The following is a 15,159-nucleotide window of genomic DNA, read 5'->3' on the forward strand; positions in this document are numbered from 1 at the left end:
ATGTGTCTTGCAATTCCAGGTAAAATAAAATCTATTGAATACCAATACGGAGGTTTAGTAAGAATGGCCAAAATACTTTTTGGTGGAATCACCAAAGAAGCCAGCCTAGAAATGGTACCTGATGCTAAGGAAGGTGATTATGTACTGGTGCATGTGGGGGTTGCTATTAGCATTGTTGATGAAGAAGAAGCACAAAAGACATTTAGTTACCTTGCAGAAATTGGCGAACTCGATGACCTCGTTGAGCATTCGCAGATTGAAAGAGAGGGTGGCAATTGTGAAATTTAAAAGCCCAAAATTAAGAGATGAAATACCTATCCGAATTCCGTGACCCAGAAATAGTTGAGCAATATATCAACGAATTACATAAAATAACTACTCGTTCGTGGACGATTATGGAGGTTTGTGGTGGTCAAACGCATAGTTTAGTCAAAAACGGTATTCTGAATATTCTACCTAAAGAAATCAGAATGGTTCATGGTCCAGGATGCCCTGTTTGTGTAACACCGCTAAATCTGATTGATAAAGCCCTGCATTTAGCCGAAGAAAAAGGCGTGATTCTTTGTTCTTATGGCGACATGATTCGGGTACCTGGCTCAAAAAGGAGTTTGCTCGAAGCCAAAGCCAGTGGTGCAGATATACGCATTATGTATTCACCTTTAGAAGCCGTCAAAATTGCCCAAGAAAATCCTAATCGTGAAGTGGTTTTCTTTGCAGTTGGCTTTGAAACTACGGCACCTGCTAATGCACTTTCGGTTATACATGCCCAGCGTTTGGGACTTAAAAACTATTCAATTTTAGCCTCTCATGTTTTGGTTCCTCCTGCCATGGAGGCTGTAATTAATGATAAAGAAGCAAAAATTGAAGCATTTTTGGCAGCAGGACACGTTTGCACGATTATGGGCATGACTGAATATGAGCCAATTGTGGCAAAATACAAAATCCCGATGGTGGTTACTGGTTTTGAACCTGTTGATTTGCTGCAAGGTATATTAATGACCGTTCGTCAACTTGAAAATGGTGAAGCTAAGCTTGAAAATCAATATAGTAGAGTAGTGAAATATGAAGGAAACCCTGCAGCTCAAAAGATAATTGCGGACGTTTTTAAAACCGAAGATCGAGAATGGCGTGGCATTGGGACGATTCCGATGAGTGGATGGGAAGTACGATATGAGTTAGCTGAATTTGACGCCAATAAAAAGTTTTCAGTCAATATTCCAAAAGTTCCAGAATGCGTAGATTGTATTGCTGGGCAAGTACTGAAAGGTATTAAAAAACCTTTTGAATGTAGCCAATTTGGTAAAGCTTGTACACCTCTCAATCCATTAGGAGCTCCAATGGTTTCTTCGGAAGGGGCTTGTGCTGCTTATTATCATTATTCGGAGGCAACTGAAGAAGTAATGGCTTGATGAAAATGTAGCATTTAGAATGCAAAATTTAAAATGTAAAAATGAGAGGTTTCACTTCTCCGAAGTTCATTTTACTTTATAAGTACTAAAATAGATTTAGATGAATACATCAATATTAAGTCTTTCTTGCCCGATGCCGCAACTTGACTTTGAAGTCATTACGCTGGGACATGGAAGTGGTGGGATTTTAACCAATAAATTACTTGAATCGGGCGTTTTTGATTTGCTAAAAAATCCAATATTAGACGAGCATCACGACGGAGCAATCTTTGAATTGGCAGGAAAACTGGCTTTTTCGACCGATAGTTATGTTATTTCACCAGTTTTTTTTCCAGGTGGAAACATCGGCGAATTGGCTGTAAATGGTACTGTCAATGATATTGCGATGTGTGGGGCTATTCCAAAATACCTATCGTTAAGTTTTATTTTGGAAGAAGGTTTGACAATGAAAGAGTTTTGGGAAATCTTGCTTTCTATCAAAATGGCGGCCGAAAACGCTGGCGTTCATATTGTCACTGGAGATACAAAAGTGGTGGAAAGAGGCAAAGGTGATAAGATATTTATAAATACTTCGGGCATTGGACAAGTACATCCGAAGGCAAATATTTCTATTCATAACATTAAAATTGGCGATAAAATTATTGTGAGCGGCAATGTTGCTACGCATGGGATTGCTATTATGTCGGTGCGTGAAGGGCTTGATTTTGAAACAACCATCGAAAGTGATACAACCAATCTCAATCATACAGTGAAGGCATTGATCGATGAATTTGGCAATGATATTCATCTTTTTAGGGATCCAACTCGTGGCGGTGTAGCAACAGTTTTGAACGAAATTGCACGTGATGTTAAACTAGGTATCAATATTCATCAAAAAGATATTCCAGTGGTTGAAGAAGTGTATAGTGCTTGTGAACTTTTAGGTTTAGACCCTCTTTATGTTGCTAATGAAGGCGTTTTTATGGCCCTTGTTTCAGGAGAAATGGCAGATGATTTCTTGAAAAAATTGCAGACTTTTGACAATGGTAAAAATGCGGCTATCATTGGAAGTGTGGTGGCCGAACACCCTCGCCAAGTAGTTTTACAAAGTCGAATAGGGGGTAAAAGAGTAATAAATATGTTAGTCGGCGAACAGCTTCCACGTATTTGCTAAAAACTAATGAGGAATTTGGTTTTAGAAATTAGCATTAGAGTTGCGAAATACAAACTTCTCATTCCTAAACTAAATCCAGTTCACCTAACCCCTAAAACCTAAAACCTAATTCCTATAAATGAATATAAGTCTTTCAAAATCACCTGTTTCACAAGGAAGTGGACTCATGGCATCGGTACTTGATAAGCCTTCTTTGGTGCAAGATTCTATAATTTTTAGAGGTGGCAAAAATAACCCATTACTAGCCCCGAGAGGTGTTTGGATGGTTGGAGATAAATTATTGATTTCGGATACAGGTCAAAATAGAGTTTTTATTTGGAATACCCGTCCAACCACCGAATTTGCCGAACCAGATATTACTTTGGGGCAATTAGAACAAGAAAATACTGGCAGAAATGCTGGCACAGGTGTAAGTGCAAGCACACTCCAATATCCTTCGGGAATTTGGTCGGATGGTAAAAAACTTATCATTGCCGATGCTTGGAATCATCGGGTTTTGATTTGGCATACCTTTCCAACATATAATGGTCAAGCGGCTGATGTAGTCATTGGTCAAGTAGGTTTTTCGCAAAATTTGCCTAATATCAAAGGAATTGGTTCAAAACCTGCTGCCAATACGCTTAATTGGCCTTACGGTGTATTTTCAGATGGCAGGCATTTGTGGATTTGTGATACAGGCAACAGAAGGGTGCTTTTCTACGAAAATATTCCAAGCGAAAACTTTACGGACGCTGACAAGGTAATTGGCAAACCAAGTTTCAACGAAAGAGATTATGAAAATTACGAACCAATTTGGCCTTATTCAGTAAGAATAAGTAAAAACGGTCAAATGTCAGTCGCCGATACGCAGTTTTATAGAAATTTGGTTTGGAATGATTGGCAAACGGCTTTTACTCAGCCTGCTGATATTATTATTGGTCAAGCAGACTTCGATGCCAATGGTATGAATCAATTTAGTTTATTTCCGAAACAAGATTCCATGAGTTGGACTTATGACTCATGTTTTTATAAGAATGGAATTTTTGTGGCAGATACAGGTAATAGCAGAGTGCTATGGTTTGAAAATATTCCAACTAAAAATGGTGCTTATGCCGACAATCTTTTAGGGCATTTTGATTTTAATACTGGAAGCGAAAACACACAAACAAAGTTCGGCACAGATAGCCAATTGTATTGGCCATTTTCACTTTGTGTGTGTGAAAATAAATTGGTTTTAACTGATACGGGTAATCATCGAGTAGTAATTTATACACTAAGTGGCTATTCTAAACCTGATTAATAAACAATAATGGAAAATTTGTTCATTTTGCTCGGTGCTGCAGCTATTGGCTTTTCACATTCATTTGAAGCTGACCACTTGGTGGCCGTAAGCAACATTGTAACTCGTAGAACCAATACGATTTCTGCCATAAAAGATGGTGTTTTTTGGGGTTTAGGACATACTTCAACGATTTTATTGGTGGCTATCATTTATATGATTGGCAAATTTATCTTGCAAGAAAATAATTTTCATTACTTTGAAGCAAGCGTTGGTTTAATGTTGATGGTTTTGGGCGTTATAAGATTTTATAAAATTTTTCAAGATCGGTCTCATGGTCATTCACATATTTCAGAACCAACATTTGGTTTGGCTTATGGGGTAGGTTTAGTTCATGGTTTGGCTGGAAGCGGAGGTTTATTGATTTCTGTTTTGACACAAATTAAAGATAATGTCATGGCGATATTTTACATACTAATCTTTGGTATTGGGTCAATAGTTGGGATGATGATTGCAGCAGGGGCTTTTAGTTTACCATTTTCAACAAAAATCATCAATAATAAATGGCTTTCTACTATATTAAGTACTGTTTCCGCATTTCTTTGTGTTGGATTGGGGGCGATGATTTTCTATAAAAATATTATTTAGACATGGAAAAGCAAGCAAATTATGACGAATCTGATTTTGTAGAATATGCCCTCAAGCAAATGGATATTAAAATCTTGAAACGTGATGGTAAATTTTTTGAATTAGAAAGAGGTTTTTCAGTTGAAGTTGAAACAACTGACTTATATCGTTTGTCTGCGGAAGGTTGGGTAATCTCACCTTTTGAAGATATTGGAAAACTATGCGAGTTTATCAAAAAAAATCTTGAAATACCATTACACAATGAATAGATACGAGGCTTCAGTAATTGCTTTGGCGGAAAGCGAATCCAAAAAAGGTTATTATGTTCTAATTTTAGAAGAAATAAAGTCAAAAAAACGCATTCCGATTATTGTTGGAAATCAAGAAGCACAGGCAATTGCGATTCATTTAGAACGGCTTCAACCTGCCCGCCCCCTTACGCATGATTTATTCAAAAATGTCATTATAAAACTTAATGCCTCAATTAAAGAGGTTGTAATTCATAGCCTCGAAAATGACATTTTTCATTCAATAATTATCCTTCATACAATAGATAAAAATATTCTTGAGATTGATGCTCGTGCATCAGATGCGATTGCCTTGGCCATTCGTTTTTCTTGCCCAATTTATGTAAGCGAACCTGTTTTAGAAAGTGCAGGTTATGAAATAGATGAAAAAGGCATTGAGAAAAAAGGCTCGTATGCTGAATATACATTAGAAGAATTGGAGGAATTATTAGATAAAATTCTTAAAAAAGAAGACTATGAAAGTGCTGCACGTGTACGTGATGCAATAAAAAGGAGAACTTCTTGAAAAGCGTATTGAGATTCTCAATCTCCCCCCCCCTACCCTTTTTAAAATTTACAATAATTAATTGTAGTTAGTGTTTCATTTATGGAATCTAATGGTTGTTTTTTGATTTAGATTAAAGCTAAAGTGAGTATAAACAAACGTCCGTTTGATTATACTTATGTTGCTTTGAACATAATTATAAATAATCCTCTGATTTTTGTATCTGCAATTAGTAAAAAGTATATTATTCTTGTATATAAATCTAAGTATAATTATTTTTTGTTTTATATGATTAACCATATACAAAATGACTTCAAATGAAAAGTTTTAAAGCGAAGAAATACAGAACCCATCACTAACAAGACCAAGAGACAGAAAAATAATTTTCATTAAATATCTGTACTTATTTTGATACTACCCAAGGTGTTGAGATATACGAATATTCACTATTTTACTATTATTGTATTTTCCCAAGATTATACTTTAATTCGATTGATCTAATCGTTATTGATCTTACGCTCCAATTATTTTAAAACAATTCCAAATCTATTCAATAAATAAAAGAAAATATCTACTAAAAACATTTCTGATACATTGGTTAAAAATATTAGTGTCAAAATGACACTTTTTATTTGGAATTCTAAATATTAAATGTAGCTTTGACTATCAAAAGTGTTTTCAAAAAAAATATTTGTAAAATTATATTTACATAAAATAGTACTATTTAAAGATTTATGCTAAATAATAAATAATATTTCATTTTCAAATGAGCCTATTTTTAACAAAAATTTTTTTCAAAAAATATTCAATTTGTAAAGTTTGATAGCCGTTCTATTCAAAACTATAGAACATTTTTTTTTAAAGCTTGGAGTAAATCTTTGCAAAACAGAAGACCAGCTAAACGTTAATAGAACAAACGTAAAACTCAGATATTGAATTATTAAAAGATAATTCAATGAACATAAAAGCACAGCTTTGGTAGTTAAAATTGAGATTAAGATTAGGTAGGACGTATTAATTTGTCTAAGAATTATATAGTAAAAAATATATATTTTGGTTCATTTTAATATGTTTTGATTTACACCAATCTAACGTCTATGTTTCATGGACGTTAGATTACATTGTCATTTATCACCACATTTTATTATATATTAAAGATTAGTAATGATGAAAAAAAACTTATTTATCGCCCTCATTTTTGTGCTTTTTATTTGCTCAAATTTCATAACAAAAAATAAAGCTAATACTTCGCTCAAAGATGCTTTTAAGAAGGATTTTTTGATAGGAACAGCCCTTAATAATTTTCAAATAGAAGAAAAAGACCCAACTGTAAACAGTCTAATCAAACAGCAGTTCAATGCAGCTACTCCTGAAAATATCATGAAATCAGCATTAATTCATCCTAAGTGGGATACTTATGATTTCAAAATGGCTGATAAAATGATTGAGTATGGCAAGAAAAATAATATTAAAATTAATGGACATACTTTGATATGGCATAGCCAATTACCAAACTTTATCAGAAGCATCAAGAGTAGCGACTCTATTCGCACATTCTTTACTGAACATATCAAAACAGTAGCAGGACGCTACAAAGGCAAGGTATTTTCTTGGGATGTAGTAAACGAAGCCCTTAATGAGGATGGCACACTCAGAAACTCAGTCTTTTTGAAGCATTTGGGTGAAGGATACATTACTGAAGCTTTTAAATTGGCTCAAGAAGCATCTCCAAAAACTGAACTTTACTACAACGACTACAACAATGAGCAACCCGCCAAAAGAGCAGGATGTATCAGAATAATCAAAAAAATTCAGGAATCTGGCGTTAGAATTGATGGTGTAGGTATTCAGGGACATTGGCACCTTGGAAAAATACCTTTGAAAGACATTGAAGAAAGTATTCTCGAATATTCTGCTTTGGGTATGAAAGTGATGTTTACGGAGTTAGATATTGAAGTTTTACAAAGGAATTTTCAAGGAGCCGACGTTAGTCAAAGAATGGCGAATAATCCAGAATTGAATCCATATACTAATGGATTGCCCGAAAATGTACAAAATCAGTTGGCTGATGACTACGAGTCACTGTTTAAATTGTTCTTAAAACACAAAGATAAAATTTCGAGAATAACATTCTGGGGTGTAAATGATGGCGATAGCTGGTTAAATAACTGGCCTGTTAGAGGACGCACCAATTATCCATTATTATTTGATAGAAATAACCAACCTAAACCAGCATTTTATAAAGTTGTCGGTTTAAAAAAATAAATTACTCTTTAATTTTATTTAACCAAAAAATCTAAAAACTATGAAAAAACTATTGGTATTCTTATGCTTCATTTGCAGTGTTGGAGCATTTGCCCAGACAAATCCCATTGATGGAAACTGGAAAGGTACACGTGAAACACCCAATGGCACATTTGAGATAAATTACACATTCAAGGTTGAAGGAGATAAACTCACAGGCACTTGGAAAACGCAATTTGGGGAGACAAAAATCGAAAATGGTAAAGTTGATGGTAAAAAATTCTCATACAGCATTTCGTTTAATGATATGACAATCAATAGTACTGGCGAACTTATCAATGAAAACGAAATCATTACAAAAAATGAAAGAGGAGAGATGAAATTGACTCGAGTTAAATAAACGTAGTTTTATTGTTTTATAGTATAAAGCCCTCAAATATAGCAAATTGCACATTTGAGGGCTTTGTTTATAATTCAATCATGATTGAAAGTGTAAATTATTTAGTTTACACTGAGAGCCTTTACCATAGAATATGATGTTTTTAGTTTTTCAGTGTGTTTTAAAATTCCACTTAGAATTATCACTATTCATATCAAATTTGCCAAGAGTTGGTGTGCTATCACCAGAAGAAATCAATGCTAATTTTTCGTTTGTACCAGGTACTAACTTTGGCATAATTCTGAAAGTGCCATCAGTCAATTGTTCAATTCTCCATAATTGTTCAGGTGCACCTGTAAATACTGGAACGGTTTTTACTTCCGCTTCAACAGTTGCTGCTAATGCTCTCTCCGTACCTGCAATTACTATTTTATAATAAGGGCCGCCAGGGTACCCACCCCCATCTGGTACGGCAGAAACTGTCCATTTTTGGTGCGGACGGGACATATAATCTCCAATTCTGACATTTACATCTCCTGTAGGCCAAGTACTGATTACATCTTTTAATTCTTGCGAAGCCACCGGTTTTATTGGTTCATTAGGGTCTCGTGGGCCTCTAAACCCTCCAGGCATACGCACAAAATCTACTATTAGTTCCAGTGCATAACCTCTCCTTTCAGAAGCTATTTCGTACGTTCCTTCTTTGAAATTATCCCCAGCTACAGGCCACCCATTTTTCCATAATAAAGGACGTATGCCTAAGACACTGCGTCCACTTTGGTCTAAATCAGCTTCATAATGACAGGACATTTTCTGTACACCTTCTTCCAAATCTAAAAGACCGAAATGCCCTGGGCCATTTACTCTTCCACTTGCACCAATCACCATCTTTCCACCACCTTTGAGCATATCTCTGCCCATATTGTCAACGTAAGGCCCTATTACTTTTCTCGAACGCCCCACTACTATATTATAGGTAGAGTTTGCACCGTCGCAACAAGTGCCATGCGTACCAAGTAAATAATACCAACCATCACGATACATCAAAGCGGTAGCTTCACAATCAATAGCAATATTTATAGCTTTATTTCCTTCTACTCTTTTGCCAGTTTTTGGGTCGAGTTCAACCAGTCGAATAAAGCCAAAATAAGTACCATAAGATAACCATAGTCTTCCATCAGTTGGGTCAAGTAAAAGGCCTGGATCAATGGCATCACAATCTTCAGTACCATCTGATGAGGCAACTATGATGGCTTCTGTATATTTAAAATCAGGCGATTTTGGGTCAAGCGTTTTATTCCACATCGTCAGTATTCGTCCGTTGTGACCACCACCAAGTCCACCACCCGTAGCTCCGTAAGCAATTAAGTATCTATCTCCGATTTTTAGCATATCTGGAGCAGCTCCTCCCCCAGGTCTTTCTCCACCGCTATTCCATGTCCAACCATCTTCAGAAATTAGACCGCCACCACGTGTTCCAAATGTGTAGTATTTACCATCACACATCATGATAGTTGAAGGGTCATGAATAAATGGTTTACCAATTTGTGCTGTGATTTTTTCTGTTAAAAATATTGATAAAAGGACTATAACGCCCAAAATATTGATTCTTGATTTCATTTTCCAGTTGATAAAAAAATTGAGAATGTTTTTTAACATGAATTTTTAAATTCATTCATAACTTATCGTGATATTTTTGATTGGCTCTCCTTTTTCATCAAGGAAACGAACACAAAAATCACTCATTCCTGGTCCGTTGATTACTGCACCACGAATAATGTTTTTCCCTTTATTGAGTGTAAGACGGTTCGATACACAATCATCCATAACCATCCGTCTATCGCCCGAAAGCAGCACAGCCTCTTTGCCATTTAGCCACCACATAGATGCTGAATTTGAGCCAACGGCCATTCTTACATTTTTCATTTCTTCTGTAGTGTTGACCACAGTTACTGCCCAAAAAAGTACACCGTAAACTGGTTTTCTTAACCCATAAGCTAAACGAAAGAGTTTGGTATTAAAAGCTGTACTTTCAAGTGCGTGCCAAGTCAACTCTTGTTCTCCAACCTTCACTTTTTCGCCATTTTTAGGAATAACAGTAAATTGATTTGGAAAATATTCGGTAGCGAAAGTACTTCTCAAATAACTATCTGTGAAGACAGTATTGCTTCGATTAGGTTTGTTAATTGGCTCTAAAAGTAGCCAACGTTGGAGAAATCCATCAGCATCTGGAATTTTAACTTTATTTGTTGCGGCTGTAAAATATGGAGCAATGGTACGGGTCGTATCAATTTGAGTGGTATTGTTGGACTTGTTTGTTGATTGAACCGAACAACTTTGTATTCCAATACCCACAAGGATAACGATGCCCACCACCAAAGGTAGGGGTTTGAAACAGAAGCTCATAGAAAAGTAATTAATGTTGAATAATGATGAAAAATTGGTTTTGTATTTGAATTTTTACTTTTTGTGTTTCGAAAGGATGTATGTGGGCAATGCTAAAATTTATAGTTTTAAGAAAATGATATTCGACATACAGATATAATATTTAGTTGCTGCATTCAGATAATCATGTAGAATTCTATTTCACTGAAAATTTATAAATTGTGGTAGTTTGATAAGTTTCTCCTGGTTTTAAAACCGTGCTTGGAAAATTTGGTTTATTTGGAGAATCTGGATAGTGTTGCGTTTCTAAGCAAAAACCAGAACGAAATTTCGCAGGAATACCCCCTTTGGTGATTGCGGAGCCATCTAAAAAATTTCCTGAATAGAACTGAATTGCAGGTTCGGTTGTGAAAACCTCCATTTTTCGACCAGTTGTGGCTTCGTAAACTAAAGCTACTTTTTTCAGTTTATTACTTGAGTCAGTGAATACCCAACAATGGTCGTAGCCTTTTCCATATTTAATTTGAAGATCATTGGCATCATTGATTCTTTCTCCAATTTTATGAGCAGTCAAAAAATCAAAAGGAGTACCCGTCACAGCGGTAAGTTCACCTGTTGGAATCAATGTTCTATCGACAGGTACTAATTTGTCGGCCAAAATAGTTACTTCATGATCGAGAATCTCCTTGTTTACGTTGGCAGTAAGGTTGAAATATGTATGATTTGTAAGGTTCACAACAGTAGTCTTATCAGTCGTTGCCTTATAATTAATCTGTAATGAATTATCCTTTTTAAGGGTGTAAATAACTTCAATATTTAAGTTTCCAGGATAACCTTCTTCCCCATCAACAGATGTATAATTCAATTTCAATTGAGGTTCTTCGCCATTGAGTGGAGTAGCTTTCCAAAGAACTTTATCGAACCCTTTTTTACCACCGTGTAAGGCGTTTGGACCATTATTCTTCGCTAAAGTATATTCTTTGCCCTCAAGCGTAAATTTGCCTTTAGCAATGCGGTTGCCAAATCTCCCTATCAAAGCTCCAAAAAACGGAACACCTTTTAGGTAATCATTAAGGGTTTCGCAACCAAGCGTAATGTTTTCATATTTTCCATTTTTATCAGGTGCTGTTAGGCTTGTAATAATCCCGCCATAGTTGGTAATCTGAGCTTCCATTCCTCTTGAATTACGAAGTGTGAAAAGCTCAGCTTTAGTACCATCTGGTAAAATTCCGAATTCTTTTTTATCTATCTTTACCACTTTTTCGGAGCTATTTTTTTTTATTTTAACGGGTGTTTGTGCAAGCCCAATCTGGAATAGTCCAAGACAAAGAAGGGTTATACAGCGTGTTTTTAATGTCATAGTTTTTAGAATATTTTGCCTAAAACTGATATTAAATAAATATGGAGAAATATTAAAAATAGTTTTAGAGTAATTGTTAAGGTGAATTATTAATAATTTTTACTCTGACCAACCCTTAGTTTTGACCAGAGTAAAAGAGATTTATTTAAAAAGCAATGGAGCCATTTGATACAAACTACGTCTCCAAGTTTGGAATTCGTGTGCAGTGCCTTCTGAAACAAAACTTACAGCATTGAAACCAGCAGCCTTTAATTCTTCACCTGCTTTTTTAACTCCTTCTGGACGTTCTTTGCTTCCACAGCTTATAAAAATCAATTTTGGTTGTGGCTTGTCTTTAAAATCAGCAGCCGCATATACCCCACCACTCAATAATCCGTAGTATCCAAACACATCTGGTTTATTTAATGTAATCGTTTTCGTTTCCATTCCACCCATTGAAAGTCCAGCCATCGCACGTTGCTCTTTCTTAGCAATTGTTCTGAAATTAGCATCTACATAAGGAACCAATTCTTCTGTCAATACTGTTTGGAATGGCTCAATTTTAAATTCTCTCAATTTCCCAAATTTTACTTCATTTGTCATTCCATACGTATTTACTATGATAAATGGCTTGATTTTTCCTTCAGCAATCAAGTTATCCATTATCAAATTGGCTCTTCCTTGATTCATCCATGCTGTTTCGTCTTCGCCCCAACCGTGTTGAAGATACAATACCGGATATTTACCCTTTCCTTTTTCATAGCCTGGTGGCGTATAAACAAATGCCCTGCGTGAAGTGTTGGTGCTTGGTGATGGAAATAATATTTGTTGTACATTTCCGTGTGGGACATTTTTAAGAGCATAAAAATCTTGGTCTTTCGCTGGGATTTCAATACCACTTTCCCAACGAATTGAACCATAATAGTTTAGTGTGCCAGGGTCATTGAATTTCCCCCCATCAATTCTGACATTATAATAGTGAAATCCTTCGTCCATTGGCCCTTCAGTAGTTCCCATCCATGAGCCATCTTCAGCTTTGGTGAGTTTTGTGCCACCACGACCGCCAAGTCCTAAACTTACACGAACACTATCAGCAGCAGGAGCTATAATTTTAAAACGGGCATAACCTTGTGAGTTTACCATTGGGTATTCTTGTTGTGGTTGATTCAGTGCCGAAGGTTTAAAATCTTCGATAATAGCCGGCTGTTGGGCTTGAGCAATGCCAAACCAAATCAAAAAAACAGCAAGTAATGAATTTCGATAGAATGTATTTTTCATTTTATAGAGGGTTGAAATTGTTATTTAAAAATTTCTTGTAATGAGTTGGTTAAGAATATCTTACAGTTCATCCACGTATGTCCACCAGAAACGATCAGGGGTTTAATCTTGATTTTCTTTTCTTCAAACATGGCAATGTTTTTCTTTACACTTTCGTAAAGGAAATCATCTGTCCCAACGCTGATTGTAAATAATTTGACTTGTTTGTTAATCAAATCGGCATTTGGATTCCAGTTATCGAAGTTTTTCTTGAATTCTTCTGTGGCTGTAAATGGTGCATACGAACAGATATAGCCAAATTTATCAGTATTAGTAAAACCAATATTTAGGGTTTGTCCACCCCCTACCGAAAAACCAGCAACGGCTCTATTTTTACTATCATTCAAAATAGGGTAATTGCTTTCGATAAACGGAATAATATCGTTGACTATATCTTTTGTAAAGTCAAGCATCGGTGCTGGTCGCACATTACCATAAGGCATCACAATAATCATCGGTTTAGCTTTCCCTTGTCCGATGAGGTTATCTGCAATGAAATTGGCATGTCCTACTTTTGTCCAAGTTTCTTCTGTATCAGAGCCGCCGTGTATCAGATACAAAACTGGATACTTAGTTTTTCCACTGGCATCAAAATTTGGTGGTGTATAAACCAATAATTGACGAGTGATATTGAGCGATTTTGAGTTATAATATTGATAGGTGACTTTACCATGAGGCACATTCTGTAAAGAATGAATCAATGGTTTATCGTTTGGAATATCCACAATACTACGTTTAAAACGCTCATTGGCAAAGATGTACGAATTATTAGGATCGGCAATTTGTACACTATCAACATAAAAACTATATGGATAAATATCGGGAGTCATTGGGGGAACTGTTACACTCCATATTCCTGAAGTATCACTTTTCATAGAAATAGGCGATTTTAGAAATTCTCCGCTAAGAGATACCCTTTTTGCATTTTTAGAATAGTACTTAAAGGTGATACTTTTATCAGGGTTTATATTGGGCGAACTAATGGCTGGCGGACGCTGAGCCACTAAACTACCACTTATAAACATTATGATAAGCGTCAATTTATTTCGTGCTTTCATCTTCATTCATGTTTTATTTAAACAAAACAGGTAATGTTTCGTTGAGGTATTTTTTTACATTCATCCAAGTATGCCCGCCATCGGTTACATAGCTCTTGAAATTAATCTTTTTATCTTTTAGGTAATTTTCCCATTCAGTTGTTCCTTTATACAAGAAATCTTCAGTACCAATTCCCGAAAAGAGTAATTTGAAGTCTTTGTTAGTTTTGGCAGGATTTGAAGTAATATTTGTGAAACTTTTATCCATTTCAGCAGGAGAAATGTACGAAGCATAACTACAGACATAAGCAAATTTATCTACATTATTGAATGCAGTACGGAGTGTTTGTCCACCGCCACGTGAGAAACCACCAATAGCACGATTATCACGATTATTGATAGTACGATAGTTTTTCTCTATATAAGGAATAACTTTTGTGACGAGGTCAGTCTCAAATAATTTCATTCGGCGAAGAGCATCTTCTCCATCTCTACTCATTACATCAGAGGGTTTGTCTTTGCCAGTTTGCTCAGCAATTTTAGCTAAAGGATTACCATACGGCATTACAATAATCATTGGTTTTGCTTTACCCTGAGCAATCATATTATCGAGCATTAAATTTACCTTTCCTACCTTCCAGAATGTTTCTTCTGTGTCGGTTGTACCACTGATTAAGTAATAAACAGGGTATTTTTTGGCAGTTTCTTTGGTGTATCCTGGTGGAGTATAAACTACGAGGGTACCAGTAGAGCTTTCTACCGATGGGTAGTATTCGTAGGTGACAGAACCATGAGGAACATTTTGCAAGGCATAAATCGCTGGAGAATCGGTTGGGATTTCTACTAAACTCGCCTTGAAACGTTCATTTGGAAAGAAAGCCACATTGGCTGGGTCCATTACTGTTACGCCATCTACTTTAAATCCATAAGGATAAATATCAGGTTTTACTGGGCCAACCGTTATTGACCACACTCCTTCGGCATTTTTTGTCATAGGCACGTTTGCCGACCCAAATTGATTACCATCAAGTAAAACAGTAGTAGCATTAGGTGCCAAGTATGAGAAAGTAACAGTTTTATCAGGATTGACTTTGGGTGAAATCACAAAAGGCCCTCGTGGGGGTTGTCCGTGCACAAAACTTGATATTGCCAAAATGGCAAGAAAACAGACTGATAATATTGTCGATTGTGTTTTCATTGTTTGAGGTTGATAGAAATT

General features: G+C 35.9%; 15 protein-coding genes. 9 read left to right on the forward strand and 6 right to left on the reverse strand.

The genetic code is table 11. The features are described from left to right. The 9 genes from ACQUQZ_RS24930 (at window position 1) to ACQUQZ_RS24970 (ending at window position 7,883) form a co-directional block, all read left to right on the forward strand. Window positions 1–288, forward strand: a complete 288-nt coding sequence (locus ACQUQZ_RS24930) for a HypC/HybG/HupF family hydrogenase formation chaperone (protein WP_435357943.1) — start codon at window positions 1–3, stop codon at window positions 286–288. Window positions 289–305: 17 nt separating this feature from the next. Further along, window positions 306–1,409: a hydrogenase formation protein HypD gene (gene hypD, locus ACQUQZ_RS24935; RefSeq protein WP_435357944.1), complete on the forward strand. Its 1,104-nt coding sequence runs from the start codon at window positions 306–308 to the stop codon at window positions 1,407–1,409. A 100-nt stretch (window positions 1,410–1,509) separates the two neighbouring features. Next, complete coding sequence (gene hypE / locus ACQUQZ_RS24940) at window positions 1,510–2,562, forward strand: hydrogenase expression/formation protein HypE (RefSeq protein ID WP_435357945.1); 1,053 nt, start codon at window positions 1,510–1,512, stop codon at window positions 2,560–2,562. 118 nt (window positions 2,563–2,680) lie between these two features. Beyond that, window positions 2,681–3,841 (forward strand): hypothetical protein, encoded by a 1,161-nt coding sequence (locus ACQUQZ_RS24945; protein ID WP_435357946.1) that lies wholly within the window; start codon window positions 2,681–2,683, stop codon window positions 3,839–3,841. A gap of 9 nt (window positions 3,842–3,850) precedes the next feature. Then, window positions 3,851–4,468, forward strand: a complete 618-nt coding sequence (locus ACQUQZ_RS24950) for an urease accessory protein (protein WP_435357947.1) — start codon at window positions 3,851–3,853, stop codon at window positions 4,466–4,468. A 2-nt stretch (window positions 4,469–4,470) separates the two neighbouring features. Next, window positions 4,471–4,716, forward strand: coding sequence for a hypothetical protein (locus ACQUQZ_RS24955; RefSeq protein WP_435357948.1), 246 nt, complete (start codon window positions 4,471–4,473; stop codon window positions 4,714–4,716). Further along, on the forward strand, window positions 4,709–5,260 hold the full coding sequence (locus ACQUQZ_RS24960) for a bifunctional nuclease family protein (RefSeq protein ID WP_435357949.1): 552 nt from the start codon (window positions 4,709–4,711) through the stop codon (window positions 5,258–5,260). Before ACQUQZ_RS24955 ends, ACQUQZ_RS24960 begins: the two co-directional genes overlap by 8 nt. Before the next feature lie 1,146 nt (window positions 5,261–6,406). Next, window positions 6,407–7,504, forward strand: a complete 1,098-nt coding sequence (locus ACQUQZ_RS24965; RefSeq protein ID WP_435357950.1) for an endo-1,4-beta-xylanase — start codon at window positions 6,407–6,409, stop codon at window positions 7,502–7,504. A 40-nt stretch (window positions 7,505–7,544) separates the two neighbouring features. Then, a complete protein-coding gene (locus tag ACQUQZ_RS24970; protein ID WP_435357951.1) occupies window positions 7,545–7,883 on the forward strand; it encodes a hypothetical protein in 339 nt (112 codons plus the stop codon). Window positions 7,884–8,033: 150 nt separating this feature from the next. Here the strand turns inward: ACQUQZ_RS24970 and ACQUQZ_RS24975 are convergent, their stop codons facing one another. The 6 genes from ACQUQZ_RS24975 to ACQUQZ_RS25000 form a co-directional block, all read right to left on the reverse strand. Then, window positions 8,034–9,521: a family 43 glycosylhydrolase gene (locus ACQUQZ_RS24975; protein ID WP_435357952.1), complete on the reverse strand. Its 1,488-nt coding sequence runs from the start codon at window positions 9,519–9,521 to the stop codon at window positions 8,034–8,036. A 12-nt stretch (window positions 9,522–9,533) separates the two neighbouring features. Further along, window positions 9,534–10,268: an acetylxylan esterase gene (locus ACQUQZ_RS24980; RefSeq protein WP_435357953.1), complete on the reverse strand. Its 735-nt coding sequence runs from the start codon at window positions 10,266–10,268 to the stop codon at window positions 9,534–9,536. 175 nt (window positions 10,269–10,443) lie between these two features. Next, on the reverse strand, window positions 10,444–11,607 hold the full coding sequence (locus tag ACQUQZ_RS24985; RefSeq protein WP_435357954.1) for an aldose epimerase family protein: 1,164 nt from the start codon (window positions 11,605–11,607) through the stop codon (window positions 10,444–10,446). 141 nt (window positions 11,608–11,748) lie between these two features. Next, on the reverse strand, window positions 11,749–12,864 hold the full coding sequence (locus ACQUQZ_RS24990) for an alpha/beta hydrolase-fold protein (RefSeq protein WP_435357955.1): 1,116 nt from the start codon (window positions 12,862–12,864) through the stop codon (window positions 11,749–11,751). Window positions 12,865–12,884: 20 nt separating this feature from the next. Further along, window positions 12,885–13,961: an esterase gene (locus ACQUQZ_RS24995; RefSeq protein ID WP_435357956.1), complete on the reverse strand. Its 1,077-nt coding sequence runs from the start codon at window positions 13,959–13,961 to the stop codon at window positions 12,885–12,887. 13 nt (window positions 13,962–13,974) lie between these two features. After that, window positions 13,975–15,138: an alpha/beta hydrolase-fold protein gene (locus tag ACQUQZ_RS25000; protein ID WP_435357957.1), complete on the reverse strand. Its 1,164-nt coding sequence runs from the start codon at window positions 15,136–15,138 to the stop codon at window positions 13,975–13,977. Window positions 15,139–15,159: the final 21 nt, after the last annotated feature.

Source organism: Emticicia sp. SJ17W-69 (genome assembly GCF_051209875.1).
Taxonomy (GTDB): Bacteria; Bacteroidota; Bacteroidia; order Cytophagales; family Spirosomataceae; genus Emticicia.

Bases quoted from the DNA above. Each gene is read 5' to 3' on its own strand.
- ACQUQZ_RS24930 (WP_435357943.1), top strand. From the start codon at position 1: ATGTGTCTTGCAATTCCAGGTAAAATAAAATCTATTGAATACCAATAC.
- hypD (WP_435357944.1), top strand. From the start codon at position 306: ATGAAATACCTATCCGAATTCCGTGACCCAGAAATAGTTGAGCAATAT.
- hypE (WP_435357945.1), top strand. From the start codon at position 1,510: ATGAATACATCAATATTAAGTCTTTCTTGCCCGATGCCGCAACTTGAC.
- ACQUQZ_RS24945 (WP_435357946.1), top strand. From the start codon at position 2,681: ATGAATATAAGTCTTTCAAAATCACCTGTTTCACAAGGAAGTGGACTC.
- ACQUQZ_RS24950 (WP_435357947.1), top strand. From the start codon at position 3,851: ATGGAAAATTTGTTCATTTTGCTCGGTGCTGCAGCTATTGGCTTTTCA.
- ACQUQZ_RS24955 (WP_435357948.1), top strand. From the start codon at position 4,471: ATGGAAAAGCAAGCAAATTATGACGAATCTGATTTTGTAGAATATGCC.
- ACQUQZ_RS24960 (WP_435357949.1), top strand. From the start codon at position 4,709: ATGAATAGATACGAGGCTTCAGTAATTGCTTTGGCGGAAAGCGAATCC.
- ACQUQZ_RS24965 (WP_435357950.1), top strand. From the start codon at position 6,407: ATGAAAAAAAACTTATTTATCGCCCTCATTTTTGTGCTTTTTATTTGC.
- ACQUQZ_RS24970 (WP_435357951.1), top strand. From the start codon at position 7,545: ATGAAAAAACTATTGGTATTCTTATGCTTCATTTGCAGTGTTGGAGCA.
- ACQUQZ_RS24975 (WP_435357952.1), bottom strand. From the start codon at position 9,521: ATGTTAAAAAACATTCTCAATTTTTTTATCAACTGGAAAATGAAATCA.
- ACQUQZ_RS24980 (WP_435357953.1), bottom strand. From the start codon at position 10,268: ATGAGCTTCTGTTTCAAACCCCTACCTTTGGTGGTGGGCATCGTTATC.
- ACQUQZ_RS24985 (WP_435357954.1), bottom strand. From the start codon at position 11,607: ATGACATTAAAAACACGCTGTATAACCCTTCTTTGTCTTGGACTATTC.
- ACQUQZ_RS24990 (WP_435357955.1), bottom strand. From the start codon at position 12,864: ATGAAAAATACATTCTATCGAAATTCATTACTTGCTGTTTTTTTGATT.
- ACQUQZ_RS24995 (WP_435357956.1), bottom strand. From the start codon at position 13,961: ATGAAAGCACGAAATAAATTGACGCTTATCATAATGTTTATAAGTGGT.
- ACQUQZ_RS25000 (WP_435357957.1), bottom strand. From the start codon at position 15,138: ATGAAAACACAATCGACAATATTATCAGTCTGTTTTCTTGCCATTTTG.